26 protein-coding genes are annotated in these 22809 nt (G+C 69.5%); 13 read left to right on the top strand and 13 right to left on the bottom strand.

Features of this window, described 5'->3' with window-relative positions:
- The first annotated feature begins 211 nt into the window (after positions 1-211).
- From RS85_RS01415 to RS85_RS01405, 3 genes are all read left to right on the top strand, one after another.
- A complete protein-coding gene (locus RS85_RS01415) occupies positions 212-952 on the top strand; it encodes a PspA/IM30 family protein (RefSeq protein ID WP_046011635.1) in 741 nt (246 codons plus the stop codon).
- Between the two features lie 67 nt (positions 953-1019).
- On the top strand, positions 1020-1823 hold the full coding sequence (locus tag RS85_RS01410) for an arginase family protein (protein WP_046011634.1): 804 nt from the start codon (positions 1020-1022) through the stop codon (positions 1821-1823).
- Entirely contained in the window at positions 1820-2257 is a 438-nt protein-coding gene (locus RS85_RS01405) for a hypothetical protein (protein WP_046011633.1), read from the top strand. The genes RS85_RS01410 and RS85_RS01405 overlap by 4 nt, the downstream gene beginning before the upstream one ends.
- A gap of 32 nt (positions 2258-2289) precedes the next feature.
- Here the strand turns inward: RS85_RS01405 and RS85_RS01400 are convergent, their stop codons facing one another.
- Genes RS85_RS01400 through RS85_RS01390 form a run of 3 tightly spaced genes read right to left on the bottom strand, consistent with a single transcriptional unit; the run spans position 2290 to position 3977 of the window.
- Entirely contained in the window at positions 2290-2760 is a 471-nt protein-coding gene (locus RS85_RS01400; RefSeq protein ID WP_046011632.1) for an SIP domain-containing protein, read from the bottom strand.
- 33 nt (positions 2761-2793) lie between these two features.
- Positions 2794-3504 (bottom strand): tyrosine-protein phosphatase, encoded by a 711-nt coding sequence (locus tag RS85_RS01395; protein WP_046011631.1) that lies wholly within the window; start codon positions 3502-3504, stop codon positions 2794-2796.
- Positions 3501-3977 (bottom strand): carboxymuconolactone decarboxylase family protein, encoded by a 477-nt coding sequence (locus RS85_RS01390; protein WP_046011630.1) that lies wholly within the window; start codon positions 3975-3977, stop codon positions 3501-3503. The genes RS85_RS01395 and RS85_RS01390 overlap by 4 nt, the downstream gene beginning before the upstream one ends.
- Before the next feature lie 53 nt (positions 3978-4030).
- On the opposite strand from RS85_RS01390, the gene RS85_RS01385 reads away from it, so the two are divergent.
- The 6 genes from RS85_RS01385 to RS85_RS01360 all read left to right on the top strand — a co-directional run bounded on the left by RS85_RS01385 (position 4031) and on the right by RS85_RS01360 (position 10022).
- The gene (locus RS85_RS01385) at positions 4031-4969 is read left to right on the top strand and encodes an alpha/beta fold hydrolase (RefSeq protein WP_200894765.1); all 939 of its coding nucleotides are present in this window, start codon (positions 4031-4033) and stop codon (positions 4967-4969) included.
- Between the two features lie 92 nt (positions 4970-5061).
- Positions 5062-6582: an ABC transporter substrate-binding protein gene (locus RS85_RS01380; protein ID WP_046011629.1), complete on the top strand. Its 1521-nt coding sequence runs from the start codon at positions 5062-5064 to the stop codon at positions 6580-6582.
- Positions 6583-6599: 17 nt separating this feature from the next.
- Positions 6600-7550, top strand: a complete 951-nt coding sequence (locus RS85_RS01375) for an ABC transporter permease (protein WP_046011628.1) — start codon at positions 6600-6602, stop codon at positions 7548-7550.
- Entirely contained in the window at positions 7547-8431 is an 885-nt protein-coding gene (locus tag RS85_RS01370; RefSeq protein WP_046011627.1) for an ABC transporter permease, read from the top strand. Before RS85_RS01375 ends, RS85_RS01370 begins: the two co-directional genes overlap by 4 nt.
- On the top strand, positions 8428-9219 hold the full coding sequence (locus RS85_RS01365; protein WP_046011626.1) for an ATP-binding cassette domain-containing protein: 792 nt from the start codon (positions 8428-8430) through the stop codon (positions 9217-9219). The genes RS85_RS01370 and RS85_RS01365 overlap by 4 nt, the downstream gene beginning before the upstream one ends.
- A complete protein-coding gene (locus RS85_RS01360; RefSeq protein WP_046011625.1) occupies positions 9216-10022 on the top strand; it encodes an ABC transporter ATP-binding protein in 807 nt (268 codons plus the stop codon). The genes RS85_RS01365 and RS85_RS01360 overlap by 4 nt, the downstream gene beginning before the upstream one ends.
- 134 nt (positions 10023-10156) lie before the next feature.
- Here the strand turns inward: RS85_RS01360 and RS85_RS01355 are convergent, their stop codons facing one another.
- From RS85_RS01355 to RS85_RS01340, 4 genes are all read right to left on the bottom strand, one after another.
- On the bottom strand, positions 10157-10774 hold the full coding sequence (locus tag RS85_RS01355) for a GNAT family N-acetyltransferase (protein ID WP_046011624.1): 618 nt from the start codon (positions 10772-10774) through the stop codon (positions 10157-10159).
- A gap of 4 nt (positions 10775-10778) precedes the next feature.
- Positions 10779-11492, bottom strand: a complete 714-nt coding sequence (locus RS85_RS01350; protein WP_046011623.1) for a uracil-DNA glycosylase — start codon at positions 11490-11492, stop codon at positions 10779-10781.
- Between the two features lie 2 nt (positions 11493-11494).
- Positions 11495-12277, bottom strand: a complete 783-nt coding sequence (locus RS85_RS01345; protein ID WP_046011622.1) for an SDR family oxidoreductase — start codon at positions 12275-12277, stop codon at positions 11495-11497.
- A gap of 65 nt (positions 12278-12342) precedes the next feature.
- Positions 12343-12945: a hypothetical protein gene (locus RS85_RS01340; RefSeq protein WP_046011621.1), complete on the bottom strand. Its 603-nt coding sequence runs from the start codon at positions 12943-12945 to the stop codon at positions 12343-12345.
- A 211-nt stretch (positions 12946-13156) separates the two neighbouring features.
- On the opposite strand from RS85_RS01340, the gene RS85_RS01335 reads away from it, so the two are divergent.
- The 3 genes from RS85_RS01335 (at position 13157) to metX (ending at position 16835) form a co-directional block, all read left to right on the top strand.
- Positions 13157-14479: a bifunctional o-acetylhomoserine/o-acetylserine sulfhydrylase gene (locus tag RS85_RS01335; RefSeq protein WP_046011620.1), complete on the top strand. Its 1323-nt coding sequence runs from the start codon at positions 13157-13159 to the stop codon at positions 14477-14479.
- A gap of 235 nt (positions 14480-14714) precedes the next feature.
- A complete protein-coding gene (locus RS85_RS01330) occupies positions 14715-15572 on the top strand; it encodes an endonuclease/exonuclease/phosphatase family protein (protein ID WP_052703270.1) in 858 nt (285 codons plus the stop codon).
- A 57-nt stretch (positions 15573-15629) separates the two neighbouring features.
- A complete protein-coding gene (metX, locus tag RS85_RS01325; protein WP_046011619.1) occupies positions 15630-16835 on the top strand; it encodes a homoserine O-acetyltransferase MetX in 1206 nt (401 codons plus the stop codon).
- 22 nt (positions 16836-16857) lie between these two features.
- On the opposite strand, the gene RS85_RS01320 is transcribed toward metX, so the two are convergent.
- From RS85_RS01320 to RS85_RS01295, 6 genes are all read right to left on the bottom strand, one after another.
- The gene (locus tag RS85_RS01320) at positions 16858-17463 is read right to left on the bottom strand and encodes an NUDIX hydrolase (RefSeq protein WP_046011618.1); all 606 of its coding nucleotides are present in this window, start codon (positions 17461-17463) and stop codon (positions 16858-16860) included.
- 9 nt (positions 17464-17472) lie between these two features.
- Complete coding sequence (locus RS85_RS01315; RefSeq protein ID WP_046011617.1) at positions 17473-18702, bottom strand: MFS transporter; 1230 nt, start codon at positions 18700-18702, stop codon at positions 17473-17475.
- 162 nt (positions 18703-18864) lie between these two features.
- Positions 18865-19209, bottom strand: a complete 345-nt coding sequence (locus RS85_RS01310; RefSeq protein ID WP_046011616.1) for a hypothetical protein — start codon at positions 19207-19209, stop codon at positions 18865-18867.
- A 27-nt stretch (positions 19210-19236) separates the two neighbouring features.
- Positions 19237-19566 carry a thiamine-binding protein gene (locus RS85_RS01305; RefSeq protein WP_046011638.1) on the bottom strand — a complete coding sequence of 110 codons (330 nt, stop codon included), beginning with the start codon at positions 19564-19566 and terminating at the stop codon, positions 19237-19239.
- 2 nt (positions 19567-19568) lie between these two features.
- A complete protein-coding gene (locus tag RS85_RS01300; RefSeq protein WP_046011615.1) occupies positions 19569-20807 on the bottom strand; it encodes a hypothetical protein in 1239 nt (412 codons plus the stop codon).
- Positions 20804-21637, bottom strand: coding sequence for an ADP-dependent NAD(P)H-hydrate dehydratase (locus tag RS85_RS01295; RefSeq protein ID WP_046011614.1), 834 nt, complete (start codon positions 21635-21637; stop codon positions 20804-20806). Before RS85_RS01295 ends, RS85_RS01300 begins: the two co-directional genes overlap by 4 nt.
- 56 nt (positions 21638-21693) lie before the next feature.
- On the opposite strand from RS85_RS01295, the gene RS85_RS01290 reads away from it, so the two are divergent.
- Entirely contained in the window at positions 21694-22761 is a 1068-nt protein-coding gene (locus tag RS85_RS01290) for an NADH:flavin oxidoreductase/NADH oxidase (RefSeq protein ID WP_046011613.1), read from the top strand.
- The last annotated feature ends 48 nt before the right edge of the window (positions 22762-22809 follow it).

Raw genomic sequence — 22809 nt, 5'->3', positions numbered from 1 at the left:
GGCGGCGGCTCGTCGCGCAGCAGCGGCTGGCGCTCCGGAGGGGGTGGCGGTTACCGCAGTTCCGGCTTCGGCGGCGGCTCCCGCAGCAGTTCGCGGAGCAGCTCTCGCGGCAGCAGCGGCCGCAGCGGACGATCCGGAGGCAGGCGCTTCTGATCCAGACGACGACAACCATTCCAGGCCCACGACTCCGTCCCTCTGAAAGGAACCACGCATGACCAAGCAGTCCATCTTCGGACGTATCTCGACCCTCGTCCGCGCGAACATCAACTCGCTGCTCGATTCCGCGGAAGACCCGCAGAAGATGATCGACCAGCTCGTCCGCGACTACACGAACAGCATCGCCGACGCCGAGTCCGCGATCGCCGAGACCATCGGCAACCTGCGCCTGCTCGAGCGCGATCACGAAGAAGACGTCCAGGCGGCGACGGAATGGGGCAACAAGGCCCTCGCCGCCAGCCGCAAGGCCGACGATGTGCGTGCGACCAACCCGGCGGATGCCGACAAGTTCGACAACCTCGCCAAGATCGCTCTGCAGCGCCAGATCAGCGCCGAGCGCGAAGCTCGCGGTGCTGAGCCGACGATCGCTTCTCAGACCGAGATCGTCGACAAGCTGAAGAGCGGCCTCAACGGCATGAAGGAGAAGCTCGGCGAGCTGAAGAACAAGCGCAGCGAACTCCTCGCCCGCGCCAAGGTCGCCGAAGCGCAGACCAAGGTGCAGGACGCGGTCGGCTCGATCAACGTCCTCGACCCCACCAGCGAACTCGGACGCTTCGAAGACAAGGTCCGCCGCCAGGAGGCGCTCGCCCAGGGCAAGATCGAGCTCGCGGCATCCAGCCTCGACTCACAGTTCGAGAGCCTGGAAGACCTCGGTGAGCTGACCGAGGTCGAGGCTCGCCTTGCGGAGCTCAAGGCCGGCGGATCGGCACCGCGCCAGGCCATCGAAGGCTCCTGACTCACCCCGCTGATGCCCCGGACACTGCGAGTCCGGGGCATCAGCGCTTTCTCCTCGGAGGCAACCCATGGTGCGATTCCTCGTCGTTCCGCAGTGGCAGGGCTCGCCCGCACCGCGTGCGATGCTCCTCATCGACGGCGCCTCGGCCATCGCCGGTGACCTCCCGCGCGCAGCCACGACCGTGCTCGATGTTCCCGTCGAGGCCGGTGAATCGCTCGGCACGGGCGTCCGTCGCCTGAGCGCGCTGCTGCGCACCCGCGAGCTCCTGCGGGAGCACCTCGTCCCCGACACGGTCGTGATCGGCGGCGACTGCAGCGTCACCGTCGCGGCGCTCGCTGCCCTGCCCGGGGGGACGGACGACCTCGCCGTCGTGTGGTGCGACGCGCACGGCGACATGCATACGCCGGAGACCTCGCCCTCCGGCGCGTTCTCCGGGATGGCGCTGCGAGCGGTGCTCGGCGAGGGCGAACCGCAGCTCACGCTCTCCCCCGGCATCCGGCCTGACCGCGTCGTGGCCGTCGGCATGCGCGATCTGGAAGACGCCGAGGTCGAGCCGCTCGCATCCGTGACGCAGCTCTCCGTGAACGACCTGGCGCAGCCCGATGCGCTGGCAGAGGCTGTGCGTGCCACCGGCGCCTCGCGCGTGTGGGTGCACATCGACGTCGACGTGCTCGACCCGTCGGACCTCGCCGGGGTGTCATCCGCTGCCCCGTTCGGAGTCTCGCCCGCGGTTCTGAGTGCGGCGATTCGCCGGCTCCGCGAACAGTTCCCGCTCGCCGGGGCCACGATCTCCGGATTCGCACCGCGCTCTCCTGCCGACGCCGTCGACGACCTCGGCGCCCTTCTGCGCCTCGTCGGAGCCGTCGCATGAGCGCGGACTGGCGATCGGCCGCGGATGCCGTACTCGCCCGGGGACGCCGCTTCGACCGGCGCATCCCCGCGTTCCTGCTGCGTTCTCCGATCAGCCGGGTCGGATACTGGTGGGGAACCGCCGTGGGCTGGCTCTGGGGATCACTGTGGAGCACGGGTCCGGTCGAGCGACGAGCGGGTCTCTGGATCTTCCAGGGCATGCCGAACTGGACCTTCAACCGCGGTGGCGTCTGCGTCGGCGGCTGCTTCCTGACCGGGGACTCTCGACCGACCGATGCGGTGCTGCGTCACGAGGCGATCCATAAGGAGCAGTGGCTGCGCTACGGATTCCTGATGCCGGTGCTGTACCTCTTCGCCGGGCGCGATCCGCTGCGCAATCGCTTCGAGATCGAGGCGGGTCTGGAAGACGGCAACTACGTGCGCCGCCCGCGCTGAAGGTCAGCCGGCCCGTGGGCAGCGGCGCGTGGTCAGCGGTCGGTCGGCAACAGGCCGAAGCGCTCAGGCGCCTGGATCCGCGAAGGCTCGACGTCGAGCGCCGTCGTCAGGTGATCCACGATGTCCGCCGTGCCGAGGTAGCCGCCGAGCAACGTGACGTGCGTCTCGATCTCGTCATCGCACATCATCTCGTCGGCCCACGCGCACGTGGCGCGTGCCAGCGCCTGACCAGGCGCGCACGAACGACCGGAGCCCGGGGTGCCCGACCGCTGTCCGCGTGCCAGCCAGGTGACCGTCATGCGACCGGGAGCGTCGATCACGCCGATATCGGAGACCTCGGGCACCTCGATGAAGATACGCCCGGAAGCGCAGAGCGGAAGCGTGGCCAGGAACATCTCGAGGTCGGCGAGCGAGTGCTCGTCAGCCGTCACCAGGTGGTGCGCACGGCGACGCGCGGCGCGGCGTGCGGCGCGCGTGCTGCGGAGCTCGAGGGAGGTGTTCATGGTGATCCCATGCTACACCAAGTGAAGGCTTGCCTAACCTTCCTCGACCAGTGCCCTCTGCAGAGCGGCGAGCTCGTCGTCCGTCATCCCGTTCGCCCGAAGATACCCGGCCGCCGAGCCCCAGCGCTCGTCGACCTGCTCCAGCAATCGCCGCATCACAGGTGCCGGTGACTGCGTGGCGAGGGCGACAGCATGGAGGGCTTCCGGATGCTGCGCGCGAAGGTACTCCGCGATGCGCTGCGAGCGCTGCGCGGGCAGCTGAGACTCCGTGAGCGCGTAGTCGGCGATCACGGCTTCTCGATCCGCACCGACGGCGGACAGGGCGAGGGCGACGGTCACGCCTGTCCGGTCCTTGCCGACGGTGCAGTGCACCAGAGTCGGCTGGCCCGCGGCGATGATCCGGATCGCGTCGACGAGCCGCTCGCCGCTCTCCTCGAGGAGGTGCAGATACAGGTCGTCCAGACTCGTGTCGTTCTCGAAGAACGAACGCACCGAGCCGAGGAAGAGGGGCAGATGCGTCGTGTCCGGCCCCTCGATCTCCGTCGGCTCCGCGGCGACCTCCTCGCCGTCGCGCAGGTCGACGATGTGCCGCACCGTGCTTCGGATCGCGCTGACGCCGGCGGTCGTCGCGTTCGACAGCTGTCCCGACCTCAGGAGCACACCGGAGCGGATCCGGCCACGGGCCGTGGGGATGCCGCCGACGTCGCGAACGTTGTTGACGCCGTCGACGTCGAGGATCGTCATGCCTGCGCCTGCGGGGTGCGCGGCGGCACCGGATAGCGTCCGGCGATCACCACGCGGTTGAACGCGTTGATCGAGATGCAGGCCCAGCTCAGGGCCGCGTACTCCTTCTCGGTGAAGACACTGCCGACCAGGTCGTACACCTCATCGGAGACGCCGTCCTCTGCGATGAAGGTGAAGGCCTCGGCGAGTTCGAGCGCTGCGCGCTCCCGATCGCTGAACACGCCGCTCTCCCGCCAGGTGGGGATCTGCGTGATCGTGTCGGTGTCGAGGCCCGCCTTGAGAGCACGGTCCACGTGGAGGCGAGCGCAGTAGCTGCATCCGTTGAGCTGAGAGCAGCGGATCATCACGATCTCCTTGAGGCGATCGTCGATGCCGTTCGCGGCGCAGATATCCCCGACCGTCCGCGCGAAGGCATCCAGCGCCTGATACGCCGCCGGCTCGGTCTTGGAAAGGTGCACGCGCGTCTCACTCATCCCTCCATGATATTCCGCCGAGATTTCGTCGCGATGAATCCGAGGAGCAGAATGTGGAGGTGGCGATCGACATCACCGAGTTCAGCTATCTTCCCGCGCAGGCCGACGCTCTGGGCGTGCCCCTCCCTCCCGTGGAGCGGGTCGCGCTGACCCTCGCGGACGGCCGCACGGTCAGCGCACTGCGCTTCGGCTCCGACGAACCGCGGGTCACCCTGCTCCACGGCGCCGGACTCAATGCGCACACCTGGGACACCACGTCCCTCGCCCTCCAGCAGCCTCTGCTCGCGATCGACCTCGCCGGCCACGGCGACTCGTCCTGGCGCCCCGACGCGGACTACACCCCGCGCACGCTCGCCGCTGACGTCGCCGCCGCCCTTGACGCGTGGACCACCCAGCCGCAGATCATCGTCGGCCAGTCTCTCGGCGGGCTCACCGGAGCAGCCCTCGCCGCGGCCCGCCCCGACCTCGTCGCAGAGCTCGTGATCGTCGACATCACCCCCGGCATCGACGTCAGCGCGGGACCGGCGGCGCTCCGCGCCTTCTACGAGGGGCCGACCGATTTCGCGACACGCGACGAACTCGTCGACAAGGCTATGTCGCTCGGGTTCGGCGGCACGCGACCCGATACGGAACGCGGCGTCTTCCTGAACACGCGTGTGCGTGACGACGGACGAGTCGAATGGAAGCACCACTTCGCTCACCTCGCCGCGCAGGCCCTCGCGGCGCACGACCCCGGCTCGTCGTCCGCGCCCTCCGTGCTGCATGAGACCGGCTGGGACGATCTGGCCGCGGTGCGCGCGCCGCTGACGCTGGTGCGCGCGGCGCGCGGCTTCGTCAGCGAGTCGGATGCCGCCGAACTGCAGCGTCGCGCACCCACGGCACGCCTCGTCACGCTCGACGCGACGCACAACGTGCAGGAGACGGCGCCGGCCGCCCTCGCCGACCTGATCGCATCCGCGGCAGCGGACCCTTCCACCGGCTCCGGATTGTGACGATTCGTTCCGCACCCGCCCCGGATGCCGCCCCCCATCTCTAGGCTCGAATCAACGGCACTCAGCACGTGCCGCACGAGAGGAAACGACCCATGTTCCGACGCACCCGACGTCTCGCGCTGATCTCCGCCCTCGCGGCCACCGCCGTGGTCCTCAGCGCCTGCTCCGGCACCCCCGAGCAGACGCCGTCGACGGCTCCCGGGAAGCCCGATCCCGACGCCACCCTGCAAGTGGGACTCGTCCTCGAACCGACGAACCTCGACATCCGGCACACGAGCGGCGCCGCCATCGAGCAGGTGCTCATCGACAACATCTACGAGGGCCTGGTCACACGCTCACAGGACAACGAGATCGAGGGGCGGATCGCCTCCGACTACGAGGTCTCCGAAGACGGGCTCACCTACACCTTCACCCTCAACGACGGCGTGCTGTTCCACGACGGCACGCCTCTGACCTCGGCCGACGTCGTCGCCTCCTACGAGTCAGTGCGCACCGACACGACCGTGCAGGGGAACGCCGAATTCGCCTCGGTGGCCTCGATCACCGCTCCGGACCCCGCGACGGTCCAGATCGTGCTGACGGCCCCGGACCAGAACTTCCTCTTCTCGCTCACCGGCCCCGCGGGCCTCGTCTTCAAGACGGGCGACACCACCGACCTCAAGACGGCGGAGAACGGCACAGGCCCGTTCACCCTCACGCGCTGGAACAAGGGCAGCAGCATCACGTTCGCCCGTAGCGACGAGTACTGGGGCGAGAAGGCAGGCGTCGCCGAGGTCGAGTTCCAGTACATCCCCGACTTCACGGCCGGGGTGAACGCCGCGCTCGCCGGCGACGTCGACGTGCTCACGGCGGTCGACCCGAACCTCGCCCCTCAGCTCGAGGAATCCGGCGACTTCACCCTCACGAAGGGCCGCACCACCGACAAGGCGACGCTCGCGTTCAACAACAAGAAGGCTCCGCTCGACGACGTCCGCGTGCGCGAGGCCCTGCGCCTCGCGATCGACCATGAGTCCCTGATCGAGGCAGTCGGCGCCGGCACCCCGCTCTACGGCCCGATCCCCGAGCTCGACCCGGGTTACGAAGACCTCTCCGACGTGGTCTCGTACGACCCGGAGAAGGCGAAGGAGCTGCTCGCCGAGGCCGGCCAGGAAGACCTCGACCTCACTCTCACCATTCCGAGCTTCTACGGGACGACCGTGCCGAAGGTGCTGATCTCGGACTTCAACGAGGTCGGCGTGACGCTCGAGGTCAACTCCGTCGAGTTCCCGACCTGGCTGGAAGACGTCTACACGAACAAGGACTACGACCTCAGCTTCGTGCTGCACGTGGAGCCGCGCGACTTCGGCAACTTCGCCGACCCGGAGTACTACTTCGGTTACGACAACGCCGAGGTGCAGGATCTCTACGCGCAGGCCCAGGCCGAGGTGGACCCCGACAAGTCCGCCGAGCTCCTCGCCGAGGCCGCCCGCATCGTGTCCGAGGATCACGCCGCCGATTGGCTGTACAACGGCGAGACACTGACCGCCGTCAGCCCCATCGTCGCCGGATTCCCCGAGGACTCGATCAACTCGCGCATCAATCTCGCGGGCGTGACCGTCTCCGCGGAGAAGTAGGCGGCGGTCGAGTCTTCGTGCTCCGCTACGCGCTCGTCCGAGGAGCCCTGCTCATCGCAGGGCTCCTCGTGTCGAGCGTGCTCATCTTCCTGACCCTCCGTGTCTTCCCCGGCGACGTCGCGCAGCTGATCGCCGGCACCCAGGCCTCGCCCGCCGAGGTGGAGGCGCTCCGCGAATCGCTCGGGTTGAACCGTCCTCTCATCGCCCAGTACACCGAGTGGGTCGGCGGCATCTTCCGGGGCGACCTCGGAACCTCCCTGCTCTCCGGCGCTTCCGTTGGCGAAGAGCTCTTCCTCAAAGCACAGGTGACCGTGCCGCTCGGGATCATGTCGTTGCTCATCGCGATCCTGATCGCCATCCCGTTCGGGATCCTCGCGGCGCTCCTGCGCGGACGCCGCGGCGGCACCGCACTCAGCGTCGGTGCGCAGACCCTCGCTGCCGTCCCGGTCGTATGGGCGGGCATGATGCTGATCGTGGTTTTCTCGGTCTGGCTCGGATGGCTGCCCCCGCAGGGATTCCCGCGCACCGGCTGGTCGACGCCCTGGCGTGCCATGGAGGCGCTGCTGCTGCCGGCGCTGACGATCGGCATCGTCGAGGGCGCGATGCTCATGCGCTTCGTTCGTAGCGCGACCCTGCAGGCCGCGGGGCAGGACTTCGTGCGCACCGCGGCCGCCAAGGGCCTCACCCGCACGCGGGCCCTGATCCAGCACGGCATCCCTGCCGTCGGCCTGTCGATCGTCACCGTCCTGGGGCTGCAGGTGGCGGGCATCATCGTCGGCTCGGTCGTCATCGAGCAACTGTTCACACTGCCGGGCGTCGGACGGATGCTGGTCGCCGACGTCGGCACCCGCGACCTGATCAAGGTGCAGAGCGAACTGCTCGTGCTCACCGGCTTCGTCCTGGTGGTGGGATTCCTCGTCGATCTGCTGCACCGGGCGATCGACCCCCGACAGCGGGAGTCCGCATGACGCCGCGCTGGCTCTCCCAGCTCTGGGCCACGGCCACAGGGCGTTTCGGACTGATCGTCGTCGGCGTGATCGCCGTCACGGCGCTCGTGTCTTCCTTCTGGACCCCGTTCGACCCGCAGTCGTCGAACATCGGCGATCGCTGGCTGCCGCCGAGCTGGCCGCATCTGCTCGGCACCGACGACACCGGTCGCGACATCCTCAGCCTGATCATGGCGGGGGCCAGGACGACAGTCTTCGTCAGCGTCGGCGCCGGGCTCGTCGCCACCGTCGTCGGCATCGCTCTCGCGGCGCTCGGCGCCCTCACGACTCGCTGGGTGCGCGAGACCGTCGCGGTGTTCGTCGACATCCTCATCGCGTTCCCGGTGCTGCTGATCGCCATGATGGTCTCCTCGGTGTGGGGAGGATCGCTCTGGGTGGTCATCTGGTCCGTCGGCATCGGCTTCGGCGTCAACATCGCCCGCGTCACCCGCCCAGAGCTGAGGAGGGTGCAGCAGAGCGACTTCGTGCTCGCCGCCAAGGCATCGGGCCTCACTCCCGCCCAGAGCCTCACCCGTCACCTTCTCCCGAACGTCGCTCCGGTCTTCATCGTCCAGCTCTCCTGGTCGATGGCCGTGGCGGTCCTCGCCGAGGCGGGTCTGTCGTACCTCGGCTTCGGCGCCTCGGTGGTCGAGCCGAGCTGGGGCGTCCTGCTCGCGGATCTGCAGCGCTACATCGGCATACATCCGCTCTCGGTGATCTGGCCGGGACTCGCCATCACGATCACCGTCCTCGCTCTCAACCTCCTCGGCGACGGAATCCGCGAGGCGACGGACCCGACGCTGCGCCACCGCGCAACCCCTGGTCGATCAGCAGTGGCGCACACCCCGGCGGTGGTCGCATGACATTGGCGGTCGAGAACCTGGTCATCGACATCGACGGCCGTCGCGTCGTCGACGGGATCTCCTTCGACGTGCCCGACGGCTCCCGCCTCGGACTGATCGGCGAGTCCGGTTCGGGCAAGTCGCTCACCGCTCTCGCCGTGCTCGGACTCCTCCCCGACGGCGCGACCGCGAGCGGCAGCATCCGCTGGAACGGCACCGAGCTGATCGGGATGCCGGATCGCGAGCTCGCGAAGCTTCGCGGCGACGACATCGGCATCGTCTTTCAGGAGCCACGCACCGCCCTGAACCCGATCCGCACCGTCGGACGGCAGATCACGGAGTCCATCCGCATCCACGAGGGCGTCAGCCGCCGCGAGGCCCGCGAACGGGCGATCGCCGAGGCCGCCCGGGTGCGTCTGCCGGACCCCGCATCGATCGTGGACCGCTACCCGCATCAGCTTTCCGGCGGTCAGCGCCAGCGCGTGGCCATCGCGATGGCGCTCGCGTGCCGTCCGCGGCTGCTCATCGCCGACGAGCCGACGACCGCGCTCGACGTCACGATCCAGGCCGAGATCCTGTCGCTGCTGCTCTCGCTCGTCGCAGAAGAGGGGATGTCGCTGGTCTTCATCACACACGACCTCGCCGTGCTCGCACAGGTCGCGAGTGACGGCGTCGTGCTGGAGCACGGGAAGGTCGTCGAGGCAGCACCCGTGTCGACGCTCCTGACGTCGCCCTCCTCCCCCATCACTCAGGGACTGCTGCGCGACGCGACGGCCACCCTTTGGCGGCCGGAAGGCGGCGCGGCGTGAGCCTCATCGAAGCGCGGGGTCTCAGCCGCGAGTTCGTCGTCCCGAAGCGCTCGGCGTTCGAACGCACCCGCCGGCAGACCGCCCTCGCCCCGACGGATCTCGACGTCGTCGAAGGCTCATCGCTGGGGATCATCGGCGAATCCGGTTCCGGCAAGTCGACCCTCGTCCGGCTGCTCCTCGGACTCGATCGTCCGACGACCGGAACGGTCCGAGTGGACGGGCGGGCGGTGGATGCCGCAGCATCCGCCGCCTCGCTGCACTGGCTGCGACGAGAGACCGGGCTGGTGTTCCAGGACCCGTACGCCTCTCTCGACCCGCGGATGACGGCCGGACAGATCGTGCGGGAGCCGCTGTGGGCGCTCGGCATCGACGGCGATCATCGCGCGAGGGTCCGAGAGGTGCTGGCGCAGGTCGGGCTGGAGCCCGACCTGGCCGATCGATACCCGCACGAGTTCTCCGGCGGACAGCGTCAGCGCATCGCGATCGCCCGGGCGATCGTGCATCGGCCGCGCATACTGGTGGGAGATGAGCCCCTCTCCGCGCTCGACGTGACGGTGCGGGCGCAGATCCTCGAACTGCTGATCGAGCTGCGGCGCACGACCGACCTCACTCTGCTGCTCGTGTCGCACGACATCGGCGTGGTGCAGAACCTCTGCGACACGGTCGTCGTCATGAAGGACGGCCACATCGTCGAGCGCGGGTCGACCACGGATGTGCTCCTGCACCCGCAGGACGAGTACACGAAAGCGCTCCTGTCGGCGATCCCGGTGATCCCTGACTCCCCCACCGCTCCCGGTCGTTGAGCGAGAGCGCCATTCCTGGTCGTTGAGCGAGCGCCATTCCTGGTCGTTGAGCGAGCGCCATTCCTGGTCGTTGAGCGAGCGCCATTCCTGGTCGTTGAGCGAGCGCCAGCGAGACGAAATGCGCCGCGCCGCCCTCAGCGCCTCGACCCGAACAGACTTCCCCGCCGTCGGCCGACCGGCTTGAGCACCCGGCGCATGTAGACGGTGCCGAGGTCGCGCCCGAACTTGTAGCCGACGCGTCCCATCCGGCCCGCCTCGACGAAGCCCAGCTTGGCGTGCAGCCGGACCGACGCCTCCGCGCCGCTGTCGCTGATGACCGCGACCATCTCCCGCAGGCCGATCTGCTCACACGCGTCGATGAGCGCCTGCAGGAGCGCCGCGCCCAAACCCTTGCCGCCGGCGCCCGGCCCGAGGTAGATCGAGTCCTCGACCGTGTAGCGGTAGGCGTTCTTGCCCGCCCACGGTTGCGCGAGCGCATAGCCGATCACCTCACCGCCCGACGACACCGCGACGAGGAACGGCAGCTTCAGCTTCTCGAGCAGCGCGAACTTGTCCCGCCAGTACGGGATGCTGCTGTGGCGCTCGTCGAGCGTGACGGCGGAGTTGCTCACGAAGTGGTTGTAGATCTCCCGCACGTCCGCGAGATCGTTGGCGCGGGCCGGACGGATCGTGTACGAGAACACCTCGGGCTCAGGTGCCGGACGCAGATGACGCGGCAGAACGCGGCGACGGTCCCCCGGCTCGAACTGCATGCGTTCAGCTTAGGGAGGAAGGCGGTTCGCCCTCCACCCTCCAGTCGACCGGATTCGCGCCGAGCTCCTCGAGAAGAGTGTTCGCGCGCGAGAACGGCCGTGAGCCGAAGAATCCGCGACTGGCCGAGAGCGGCGACGGATGCGCCGAGGTGATCACCGGCGTATCCCCCAGCAGCGGCTGCAGGTTCGCGGCATCCTTCCCCCACAGGATCGCCACGAGCGGCTGATCGCGGGCGACGAGTGTGCGGATCGCGAGTTCGGTGACGGCTTCCCAGCCCCACCCACGGTGCGATGCCGCGATGCCCGGCTGCACGGTCAGCACGCGGTTGAGGAGCAGGACGCCCTGATCGCTCCACGCGGTCAGGTCGCCGTGCGGCGCGGGTGGGATGCCGAGATCGCTCTCGCGCTCCTTGTAGATGTTGGCGAGGCTGCGCGGCAGAGGGCGCACATCGCGCTCGACGGCGAACGATAAACCGATCGGATGCCCCGGCGTCGGGTAGGGATCCTGGCCGGTGATGAGCACCCGCACCTCGGATAACGGCCGCTGAAACGCCCTGAGGACGTTGTTCCCCGCCGGGAGGTAGCCCCGGCCTGCTCCCTGCTCCGCGCGGAGGCGCTCGCCCAGCGCGCTGATCTGCTCCTGCGCGGGCGCCAGCGCCTCGGCCCAGCCGGCGTCGATCTGCCCGCTCGCTGCGAGCTCGGCGAGGGTATGCGCCATCGTCAGTCGATGGACCGCACGCGCAGCGGTCCACGGGCGAGGAGGTGCTGCGCCGACTGCGCGACCGGGCGCATGGTGATCTGGTCGAGGTTGACGTGTCGAGGAGACTCCAGCGCGTAGGCGATGACATCGGCGACGTCTTCCGCCAGGAGCGGAGCTTCGACGCCCGAGTACACGGCCTCGGCAGCGACCGTGTCCCCGCCGAGACGGTTCAGCGTGAACTCCTCGGTGTGCACCATGCCCGGCGCGATCTCGACGACGCGGATCGGTTCGCCGTTCAGCTCCTGACGGAGCACCTTCACGAGCATGCTCTCCGCCGCCTTGGCAGCGTTGTAGCCGGCGCCGCCTGCATAGGCCGTCTGCGCGGCGGTAGAGGTGATGAAGACGGCGTCGGCGTGTCCGTCGGATGCCGCGGCGCGGCGAAGCAACGGGAGGAGCCCGGCCACGAGGCGTTGCGTCGCGAGCACGTTGGCGTCGAACATCCACTGCCAGTCGTCGACGGACGCATCCTCCACGCGGTCGGTCCCGCGCGCCCCGCCAGCGACCTGCACGAGCGCGTGCACGGGTCCGGACTTCTCGAGCTCGGCCACGAGCGCGTCGACCGCCTCGCCGTCGGTGAGGTCGCAGGCGATCGCAGAGGCACCGGTCTCCTCGGCGAGCGCGGTCAGCCGGTCCTCTCGTCGGGCGACCCCGACGACGTCCCACCCGCGACCGCGGAGCGCGCGCACCGTCGCCGCGCCGATCCCTGAGCTCGCACCTGTCACCACTGCACGTCTGATCACCATGCCTCCACCGTACGACGGTCCTCGCCGGTTGTCCGCAACCCGCGCGGTGCTCCTGGTCGAGAGCGTCAGAACAGAGTGACGGTGCGCGAGCTGACGGTTCCGTCGGAGGGACTGCCGGTGGAGGTGACGGTGACCGGGATGCCGGAGTGCAAGGGCGTGGACCCGAGGATCCCGAAGCTCACGTCTGTCACACCCTGGCCGGCGAGGCTTCCGCTGTACACGAGGACGTACGTGACGGTGCCGTCGCCGTTGTCGGTGGCACCGCCCGCCGTCCACGTCGGGTCCGTGGCGGGCAGTGCTCCGACGGTCGGGCTCCCTCCCCCGGCGTTCGCGATGACCGCGGGCTGCACGGCCCCCACGTCGGCGGCGTCGAACGTCACCGTGACCGTGCCGGTCGTGATGTCCTCGACGGGGAGGGTGGTGGCAGCGGTGTCGTCGTTCCGGAGCTGGATCGTGGCGCCGTAGTACTGCGGGTTCACCCAGGTGCCGCCTTCCATCGACTCGATCACGAATGCGCCGAGCGCTCCCGTCGACGCGGCGGCGAGTGGCGTGCCGACGGAGGCGGCGACCACCGGCACCGCCCAGACCGCGCCCGCCAGCACCGTGCGGCGCCGGACGCCGGCATCTCGCTGCTCGTGGGCAGGATCGTCATGCTGCGTCGATGCCATCGGATGTCCTCCTCATCGCCGGGCGCGCCGGACGGCCCTCATCTCCACGGTACGGTTCTCACTCACCCCTTCTCCCCTGCTCTCACCCGTTGCGGATGAGGGCACGGTGTTACGTCACATTTCCCATTCCTTGTTGACACGAGGCGATGTTCCGTACTCTCGCTGCAACGGCATCCGCCATCCGTCCTTCCAATCGTTCCAGGGGGAACACATGTCCGCACCCGAGTCCTGGCGTTTCGAGACCAAGCAGATCCACTCGGGTGCCGCACCCGATCCGGTCACGAAGGCCCGCGCCACGCCGATCTACCAGACCACCTCATACGTGTTCGACAGCGCGGACCATGCCGCGAACCTCTTCGCCCTGGCGGAGTTCGGCAACATCTACACGCGCATCCAGAACCCCACGCAGGACGTGCTCGAGCAGCGTCTCGCCGCGCTCGAGGGCGGCACCGGCGCCCTGGTCCTCGCCAGCGGCCAGGCCGCCTCGACCTTCGCCGTCTTGAACATCGCCGAGGCGGGCGACCACTTCGTCGCCTCGAGCTCGATCTACGGCGGCACGTACAACCTCTTCAAGTACACGCTCGCGAAGCTCGGCATCGAGGTCACCTTCGTCGAGAACCAGGACGACCCCGAGGAATGGCGTCGCGCGGTCCGCCCGAACACGAAGCTCTTCTTCGCGGAGACCATCGGCAACCCGCAGATCAACATCCTCGACATCCGCACCGTCGCCGACGTCGCGCACGAGAACGGCGTGCCGCTGATCGTCGACAACACGATCGCGACCCCGTACCTGATCCGCCCGTTCGAGTTCGGCGCCGACATCGTCGTCCACTCGGTCACGAAGTTCCTCGGCGGACACGGCACGACCATCGGCGGCGCCATCATCGACGGCGGCACGTTCGAGTGGTCGAAGAACGTCGACAAGTTCCCCGGCCTCACGGTCCCGGACCCCTCGTACCACGGCGCCAGCTACACGGCCGCGGTCGGCGACCCGCTCGCCTACATCATCAAGGCGCGCGTGCAGCTGCTGCGCGACCTCGGCTCGGCCATCGCACCGCAGAGCGCCTGGAACCTCATCCAGGGCATCGAGACCCTGTCGCTGCGCATCGAACGCCACGTGCAGAACGCACAGGAGATCGCGGAGTGGCTCGACAGCCGTGACGACGTCGCGACGGTGAACTACTCGGGTCTGCCCTCCTCTCCCTGGTACGCGAAGGCGAACGAGTACGCCCCCAAGGGCGTCGGCGCGGTGCTGTCGTTCGAGCTGAAGGGCGGGGTCGAGGCCGGACGCGAGTTCGTCAACAGCCTGTCGCTGTTCAGCCACCTCGCCAACATCGGCGATGTGCGCTCGCTCGTCATCCACCCGGCGTCCACCACGCACGCCCAGCTCACGCCGGAGCAGCAGCTCACGGCCGGCGTCACGCCGGGCCTGGTGCGCCTCTCCGTGGGCATCGAGAACGTCGAGGACTTGAAGGCCGACCTCGACGAGGCCCTCGCCGCGGCGCGCCGCGTATCGGAGGCTGCGCGCGCCTGATCGACGCTCGCGTTCGCAGAGGTGCCCCGAGCTCATGCTCGGGGCACCTCTGCGTGACGGACCCGTGTACGGTCGGCGCACAGCCGCAGGCTCCAGAATGAGAAGTCCGCCAGAGGAGCCTCCGATCGACGTCACGTCCCCCCGCCCTGCCACAGCACCGCGACCGCTGTCACGACGCTCCCGCGCGCGTGCCGGACGGGGAATCGCCCTGGCCGGGCTCGTTCTGCTGGCGGTGATGGTCGGCACCTGGGTGCCCGGGCTGGTCGGCACGGCGGCAGCCGCCCTCCTGCCGTGGAGCGGGGCCGCGCTCGCGCTCGTCGCCGTCCTCGCGCTGTTCCTCGCCCGCCGCGTGCTGCTGCTCCTTCTCGTCCCCGCGCTGGTCTGGGCGCTCGCGATGTTCCCGTCCCTTCCCGGAGTGGGAGCGTCCCCACCGACGGATGCCGCGGCGCTGACGATCGTCAGCCAGAACGTACGCGCGCACTCCGGCGGTGCCGCCGCATCCGCCGGAGAATTGGCCGCTCTCGGCGCTGACGTCATCGCCATGGCAGAGCTGGATGCCGACAGCCTGACCGTCGCGCGCGAGGCGCTGGCCTCGGAGTATCCGCATGCGGCTGCGGTCGGAACGGTGGGCATCTGGAGCCGCTTCCCGATCGACGACGTCCAGCCGCTCGCCCTCGGCCTCGACTGGAAGCGCGCCCTCCGCGCCCAGGTGCAGACGCCGAGCGGCACGGTCGCCGTGTACGTCATGCACGCGGCTTCCGTGCGCCCCGGCGAGCAGCAGGGTCGCGACGCGATGCTCGCCGGGATCGCGGAAGCGGCGGCATCCGACCCGGCCGAGGCGATCATCGTCGTGGGCGACTTCAACGCCGCCTCCGCCGACCCGGCTCTCGGCGCCATCCGATCCGAGCTCACGTGGGTCCGGCCGACCGACGGCACGCTCGGCCTGAGCTGGCCGGCCGCCGTGCCTCTCGTCCGCATCGACCACGTGTTCGTGCGCGGTCTCGACGTGGAGAGATCCACCACGCAGCGTGCCGGCAGCAGCGACCACCTCGCGACGGTGACCACGGTGAGCATCCCGTCGGCGACACCGTGACGGACCCCGAGCCGTAACGTTCACCGGGCTCGTCCTCCGCCAGGCGAGAATGGAGGAATGGACTGGCAGACGACCTCGGAGGACACGGTGCCCTCAGCGCCCGTGACAGAGGCCGACGTCCGGCTGCTGCGAGCGCGGCCTCCGGCGACGGGTGCCTGGCGCGACGGGGATCCCGTCGGGGGTCGACGGTTCGGGTCTTTCGGCGCGTTCACGACCGAGAGCGGTGCCGTGCTTCCCGGCATCCGCATCGCCTACGAGACCTGGGGCGAGCTGAACGAGGCCCGTGACAACGCCGTTCTGATCCTCCACGCCCTGACCGGTGACAGCCACGTGCGCGGGGCGGCCGGCGCGGGACACGCGACCGCCGGATGGTGGGAGGACGTCACCGGACCGGGTGCACCGCTCGACACGGACCGCTGGTTCGTCATCGCGCCCAACATGCTGGGCGGATGCCAGGGGTCCACGGGTCCCGCGAGCGTCGCACCGACCGGCTACGAGTGGGCGTCGCGCTTCCCGTATCTCACCATCCGCGATCAGGTCGCCGCTCAAGTGCGCCTGGCCGATGCGCTCGGCATCGAGCGGTGGGCTGCGGTCGTCGGCGGCTCCATGGGCGGGATGCACGCCCTGGAGTGGGCCGTCACTCACCCGGAGCGCGTTGCGCGTCTGGCCGTGCTCTCCTCTCCCCCGGTCACGACCGCCGACCAGATCGCGCTGAACACGGTGCAGCTGGAGGCCATCCGGATGGATCCGCGCTTCCAGGGCGGCGAGTACTACGACCTCGCCGACGGAGACGGCCCCCACCGCGGACTCGCCCTCGCCCGGAGGATGGCTCTGCTGAACTACCGCAGCCCGATCGAGCTCAATCAGCGCTTCCAGCGCTCCTGGCAGTCCGGCGTGTCGCCGCTCGGCCACGGCGGTCGCTTCGCGGTGGAGTCGTACCTCGACTTCCACGGCAACAAGTTCACGCGCCGGTTCGACGCGAACAGCTACATCACCCTGGTCGAGGCGATGAACTCGCACGACGTCGGGCGGGACCGCGGCGGCGTCGAAGAGGCGCTGCGCGCCGTCACGGCCACGACGGTGGTCATCGGCATCGACAGCGACCGGCTCTTCCCCGTCGACGGACAGCAGCGCATCGCCCGGAACATCCCGAACGTCCTCGGCGACGAGGCGGTCGTGCTCTCCAGCGACTTCGGACACGACGGCTTCCTGATCGAGACGGAGGCTGTGGGCAGGCACCTGCGGCTCCTACTCGACAGCTGACCCGCGCCTCCCCCCTCGCCCGTCAGGCGGGCTCGAACGTCCAGGGAAGGGCGGCCGCCTGGAGCCGACCCTGGGTCCAGCTGAAGGTGCGACCCTCATCGTGCACGCGCGTCTGGAACAGTTGCGCGGCCGCGTCAGACGACAATGCGGTCTCGGCATCCGAAAGAGCGGAGAGCTGGTGCAGGGTGATCCACGTCGGCGGGAACAGTACCCACTCGCCGGTCGCGTGACGTGCGAGCGCCTCTGACGGGCTCACCCAGGCGATCTCCGCCACCTCGTCCGCCGATGGCACGGGCTCCTGCTCCGGCGCCCTCCCGACGAAGAACCATGTGCGGATCCGGGTGGGCGCCTCGAGCGGCGGATGCCACTCCGACAGCGGCTGTACGTCGTCGACGACGAGTCCGACCTCTTCGAACGTCTCGCGGATGCCGGCTCGGCGCGCATCATCCTGTTCCGTCGCGCCATCGCGATGGTCGGCAGGCTCGACCTTCCCGCCGGGGAACACCCAGGCGCCGGCGAAGGACCCGCGGCCGGGACGCCGCATGAGCAGCACCTCGAAGCCGGGCTCCGCGTCGCGCAGCAGCACCACGGTGCCGGCCACGGGGAGGTCATCGACAGCGGCGCTCACCCCGATACTCTACGGCGCGACGAGCTCCGGCACGGCGGCGCGACGCGCCTCGTGGCGGTACGAGAGCAGGGCGAGGACCAGTCCGGAGACCGCGAGGGCAGCCCCCGCCCACGCCGGCGCCGTGAATCCCCAGCCGAGAGCGATGACCACGCCGCCGAGGAATGCCCCGAGGCTGTTCCCGATGTTCAGAGCCGAATGATTCATGGCGGCCGCGATCGACTGGTTGTCGCCGGCGACGTCCATCAGGCGCGTCTGGATGGTGGGGCTGAGCACCGACGACACGAATCCCACGACGAGCACCATCACGCAGAGGCTGATGATCCAGAACGACAGCGTCGCGAGGAGTGCGAGCGTGGCCGCCATCACGGCGAGACCGATCAGGAGGGTGCGCCGCAGATCGATGTCGGCCAGGTGCCCGCCGACGAGGTTGCCCACCGTCATGCCGACGCCCATCAGGACCAGCACGATCGGCACCGCCCATTCGGGCGATCCGGCGACCTCGGTCACGACGGGGGCGATGTAGCTGTACACCGCGAAGAACCCGCCGAAGCCGATCGCGCCGACGCCCAGCGTGAACCATACCTGCGGAATGCGGAAGACTCCGAGCTCCTGACGCATGGTGCGTCCGGGCGACCCGGGATGGACGGGCACGAAAAGCGCGATGCAGACCGTCGCGAGCGCGAAGACGAGCGCGACGACGGCGAAGGCCGTGCGCCACCCCCACTGCTGGCCGAGGAAGGTCCCCAGCGGAACGCCGACCACGTTGGCGACCGTGAGTCCGGTGAGGATGAAGGCGACACCCTTCGCACGGTTGCCCGGGCCCATGACGTCGGCGGCGACGAGCGCGCCGATGCCGAAGTAGGCGCCGTGCGGGAGGCCCGCGAGGAAGCGGGAGACGCCGACGAGCTCGAACGTCGGCAGCACGACCGTGAGGGCGTTGAAGACGGTCAGCGCCAGTGCCAGCACGATCATCACCCGGTGCCGCGGGTACCGGGCGACGAAGCCGGCGATCGTCGGGGCGCCGATGACGACCCCTAGCGCATACAGCGAGATCAGCCAGCCGGCCTGGCTCAGAGCATCCTCGGGACTCGACGCCGACAGAGCGGGAAGCAGGTCGTCGGCGATGTCGGGCAGCAGGCCCATGACGACGAACTCGGTCATGCCGATGCCGAAACTGCCGATGGCGAGAGAGAGGAGCGTCCTCTTCGCCGCACCCCTCGATTGCGTCGAGGGATTCACCGGATCAGCCTACCGGTCGATCGGCGGCTGCTTCGACGCGCGATGCGATGCGGCGAACGCCGAACACGACCACACAGCAAGACGCTCGGCCAGGAATTCCTGGCCGAGCGTCTCGCTCAAGGTACGAAGAGGCCGTGGATCGGCGCCCCGAGCCTCAAAGGGTCATTCGTTGGCGGAGATTGGATCGCCATTGGCGAGCACAGGGGAACGTCGCTTGCGCACTGCGCGGAACACTCCCGTCACCAATGGCATGAATACGATGACCGTGACCGCAACCACGAGGTACTCGTTCAATCCCAGCGTGACGCCGAGCACGAGCAGAAGCAGAAGCGAAGAGACATAGGCTCCCACTCCTAGCATCGCTGCCCGCAGCACCCGCTTAGTGTTCATCGCATCTTCGTTCATCCGGAATTTTGGCGATCCGTCCGATGCGCAGGGCGCCACCGTGCGAGCGAGCATCAACCAGGGCCCGGCGTCGACCGCATCGTGAAGGGAGCGCGCCTGCACGACTGAACCGCGCGCGGGGAAACAGTCCTACTCCTCGGCGGACTCGATCGCCGCCTCGAGCCGCTCGATCTTCGCATCGAGCTCGCCCGAGTAACCCGGCCGGATGTCGGCCTTGAGCACGAGAGAGACCCGCGATCCGAACGGCATCACTGCTTCCGTCGCGCGCTTGACCACATCCATCACGGAGTCCCAGTCGGGGCCCTCTATCTCGGTGAACATACTCGTGGTGCGGTGGGGCAGTCCGGATTCCCGCACGACGCGCACGGCAGCGGCCACCGCGTCATGCACGGAGTCATCGGAGCGCTCAGCCCCGTCTGCGGGGGTGCCGCTCGGGGCGACGGAGAAGGCGATCAGCATGTTCACTCCCTGGTTTTCGAAGGACGGGGGGCGGGCACGCGCACGAGAGCACGGATGCTGACGGCGAGCAGAACGAGGAGCAGCAGATTGCGCAGCGTGAGCACCAGCACCGGCAGCAGCTCAGCGCGCAGCAGGGCGTCGTAGCTGAGCGGGTACACAAGGCACGTGAGCGCACAGAGGATCAGGACGAGCGCGGCAGATCCACGTGCTCTGAGGCGGTCGAACACGATCCACAGGATCACCGGAGCGATCAGCCACGTCTGGAACTGCGGAGAGCCGACCTTGTTGGTCACGATCAGGACGGCGACGAGCGCCAGTGCCAGCGGCGGGAACAGGCGAGGGAAGGATGCTCCGCGCGAGGCTTTCACGGCGCCGATCACCGTGACGGCCGCTGCCGCGAGCACCATGAGCGGAGTGAGGAGCGCGGTGACGGCATCCGCGCCCGGGGCGGCGATCTGGAAGGTCAGCATCTCGAAGCTGTATTGGATCCGCGCGGCGCCGGCGACAGCGAGCCAGAGGAACGGCGTGGCGGCGACGGCCTCGATCTGCAGGCCCCGGCCGGTCTGCTCGGTGAGGAAGCCGAAGATCTCCGTGTCCGCGCCGAGCAGAAGTAGCACGACGACGACCCCGGCGGTGACGGCGACGGCGGCCAGCAGCATCCGCATCCGGGCTCTCCCCGCGACGACGGCGGCCAGTACCAGCGCCCCTGGCCAGATCTTGATCCAGGCCCCGACGGTCAACAGCGTGGTCGCGAGGATCGGACGGGTGGCGAGCCAGAGTCCGCCGATCACCGCGAGAGGGACGGTGATCGCGTCGATGCGGTACATCGCGATCGGTCCGAGGAGCAGAAGCGCCGCGCACCAGAACCAGCCGGCGAGGCGACGCGGCTTCGACGGCGAGCGGCCGAGCAGAACCCCGAAGGCGACGGCATCCAGTACTGCGACCAGGAGTGCCCATCCGACCAGATACGCCCCGGACACCCCCAGCAGCGGCACGAGCGATGCCGCCAGGCCCTTCGCGAGCAGCATCGGCACGAGCGCGAGCTGCGGATAGACCCACGTCTCTGTGACTCCGACGACCGGACCGCCGCTGAGGGCCGCGGACGCCCACGGCTCATAGACGAGCACCACGTCGCCCATCGGCTGGCTCGGGTACACCCAGCCGGCGACGGCGGTGATGAGGTGCGCGAGAAGGAAGGCGCCCCAGAGCACGACCACGGGGGTCGTCCGCGTGCGCCTCACGCCAGGACGTCCGCGATCGCCTGTGGCAGGGCGTCGGCGACATCCATCGCGACGATCGGATGCCCGGGCGAGCCGTCGAGCACGCCCGCGGCGATGCGAGCGGCATGGCCGTGCAGCCACGCGCCGGCGGCCGCGGCCTCCACCAGTGAGGCGTCGGGATTCGCGGCGGCCACCGCGCCGAGCACGCCGGCGAGCACATCGCCGGTTCCCGCGGTCGACAGCCAGCTTGTTCCCGCCTCCACGGCGATGACCTGGCCTGCCGGGTCCGCGATCAGCGTACGGGCTCCCTTGAGCAGGACCGTCCCGCCGATCTTCACCGCCATCTGCGCCGCGGACTCGGCGCGGTCATCGTCGGACGACGGCACGCGCAGACGCTCCCGCAGTTTCGCGAACTCCCTGGCGTGCGGCGTCACGAGAAAAGGTGCGCGTGTCCCGGGCGCGAGATCCAGCGCGCCGGCATCGATGATGACCGTCGCCGATCCGGAGAGGATGTCGCGGAGCGCCAGCGTCTCCGCGTCGGTGCGCTCCCCCGGATCCGTGCCGGAGCCGATCACCCAGACGTCCGCGCGCGTCCCACCGGTATCGGGCCCTGCGACGGTCTCCGGGCGACGAGCGAGCACGGCATCCGCCACCGAAGCCGCGCCGACGAACCGCACGAAGCCCGCCCCGGCGCGCCATGCCGCCTCCACGCCGAGCACTGCGGCGCCCGGGTAGGCGGGCGATCCGGTGCGGAGCGCGATGACTCCTCGGGAGTACTTGTCGTCGTCCGGCGTGGGAGCACGGAAGAACCGTGCCGAATCACTGCGTGACCATGCGCGCACCTCGACCATGACTCCACGTTAGCGGGACGACCCGCGGTGCGCCCGCACAGGGGTAACGTCGAACGGTGACCCTCCTCTTCTCCCCTCTCCGCATCCGTTCCGTCACGTTCCGCAACCGCCTCTGGGTGTCGCCGATGTGCATGTACAGCGCCGTCGACGGGGTGGTGCAGGAATGGCACCACACGCATCTGGCTCAGTTCGCCTCCGGCGGAGCGGGACTCATCGTCGCCGAGGCGACGGCAGTCCTCCCGGAGGGACGCATCTCGCCGCGCGACGTCGGTCTGTGGAACGACGAGCAGCGCGACGCGCTGGCACCGATCGTGCACGCGATCCACGAGCGCGGAGCGGTGGCCGGCATCCAGCTCGCGCACGCCGGCCGCAAGGCGTCGACGTGGTGGCCCTGGGCTCCTGCGCGCGGATCGGTGCCGGCGGATGACGGCGGATGGACGACGACCGCACCTTCCGCCGTCGCCTACGACGGCTTCGCTGAACCTCTCGCACTGGATGCCGCCGGCATCGACACCGTCGTGCAGGCGTTCGCCACGTCCGCCCGCCGAGCGGTGGATGCCGGCTTCGACGTGCTCGAGCTGCACGGCGCCCACGGGTACCTGCTGCATCAGTTCCTCTCGCCGCTGTCCAACCAGCGCGACGACGAGTTCGGCGGATCGCTCGAGAACCGTGCACGACTTCTCGTGCGGATCGTGGATGCCGTCCGCGCAGAGGTCGGCGACGACGTGCCGCTGTTCGTGCGCATCTCCGCCACCGACCATGCCGAGGGCGGCTTCACCCCCGAGGAAGCGGCGATCGTCGGCGACTGGGTCACCGAGCACGGCGCCGACTTCATCGACGTGTCCAGCGGCGGCCTCGTCGCCCATCAGCAGCTCGACGTGTTCCCCGGCTACCAGGTCCCCCTCGCCGAGACGGTCCGGCAGGGCGGACGCATCCCCGTCTCGGCCGTCGGTCTCATCACCGCGGCGGCGCAGGCGGAGCAGGTGCTGGCTGACGGCGCGGCCGACGCGATCTTCGCCGGACGGGAATGGCTCCGCGACCCGCACTTCGGGCTCCGCGCGGCCCATGAACTCGGTGCTGACGTCGCCTGGCCCCCGCAGTACGACCGGGCGCGCTGGCGCTGACGCCGGGAGCTTCGCAGGCACGACGAAGGCCGCCACCCGTCTCGGGAG

It is taken from the genome of Microbacterium sp. SA39, assembly GCF_000967865.1.
Taxonomy (GTDB): domain Bacteria; phylum Actinomycetota; class Actinomycetes; order Actinomycetales; family Microbacteriaceae; genus Microbacterium.
This window is presented reverse-complemented; position numbering and strand designations above follow the sequence as displayed.

Bases quoted from the DNA above. Each gene is read 5' to 3' on its own strand.
- metX (WP_046011619.1), top strand. From the start codon at position 15,630: ATGGACTGGCAGACGACCTCGGAGGACACGGTGCCCTCAGCGCCCGTG.
- RS85_RS01370 (WP_046011627.1), top strand. From the start codon at position 7,547: ATGACGCCGCGCTGGCTCTCCCAGCTCTGGGCCACGGCCACAGGGCGT.
- RS85_RS01295 (WP_046011614.1), bottom strand. From the start codon at position 21,637: ATGGTCGAGGTGCGCGCATGGTCACGCAGTGATTCGGCACGGTTCTTC.
- RS85_RS01405 (WP_046011633.1), top strand. From the start codon at position 1,820: ATGAGCGCGGACTGGCGATCGGCCGCGGATGCCGTACTCGCCCGGGGA.
- RS85_RS01365 (WP_046011626.1), top strand. From the start codon at position 8,428: ATGACATTGGCGGTCGAGAACCTGGTCATCGACATCGACGGCCGTCGC.
- RS85_RS01305 (WP_046011638.1), bottom strand. From the start codon at position 19,566: ATGCTGATCGCCTTCTCCGTCGCCCCGAGCGGCACCCCCGCAGACGGG.
- RS85_RS01335 (WP_046011620.1), top strand. From the start codon at position 13,157: ATGTCCGCACCCGAGTCCTGGCGTTTCGAGACCAAGCAGATCCACTCG.
- RS85_RS01395 (WP_046011631.1), bottom strand. From the start codon at position 3,504: ATGACGATCCTCGACGTCGACGGCGTCAACAACGTTCGCGACGTCGGC.
- RS85_RS01355 (WP_046011624.1), bottom strand. From the start codon at position 10,774: ATGCAGTTCGAGCCGGGGGACCGTCGCCGCGTTCTGCCGCGTCATCTG.
- RS85_RS01350 (WP_046011623.1), bottom strand. From the start codon at position 11,492: ATGGCGCATACCCTCGCCGAGCTCGCAGCGAGCGGGCAGATCGACGCC.
- RS85_RS01345 (WP_046011622.1), bottom strand. From the start codon at position 12,277: ATGGTGATCAGACGTGCAGTGGTGACAGGTGCGAGCTCAGGGATCGGC.
- RS85_RS01400 (WP_046011632.1), bottom strand. From the start codon at position 2,760: ATGAACACCTCCCTCGAGCTCCGCAGCACGCGCGCCGCACGCCGCGCC.
- RS85_RS01340 (WP_046011621.1), bottom strand. From the start codon at position 12,945: ATGGCATCGACGCAGCATGACGATCCTGCCCACGAGCAGCGAGATGCC.
- RS85_RS01390 (WP_046011630.1), bottom strand. From the start codon at position 3,977: ATGAGTGAGACGCGCGTGCACCTTTCCAAGACCGAGCCGGCGGCGTAT.
- RS85_RS01330 (WP_052703270.1), top strand. From the start codon at position 14,715: ATGGTCGGCACCTGGGTGCCCGGGCTGGTCGGCACGGCGGCAGCCGCC.
- RS85_RS01415 (WP_046011635.1), top strand. From the start codon at position 212: ATGACCAAGCAGTCCATCTTCGGACGTATCTCGACCCTCGTCCGCGCG.
- RS85_RS01410 (WP_046011634.1), top strand. From the start codon at position 1,020: ATGGTGCGATTCCTCGTCGTTCCGCAGTGGCAGGGCTCGCCCGCACCG.
- RS85_RS01380 (WP_046011629.1), top strand. From the start codon at position 5,062: ATGTTCCGACGCACCCGACGTCTCGCGCTGATCTCCGCCCTCGCGGCC.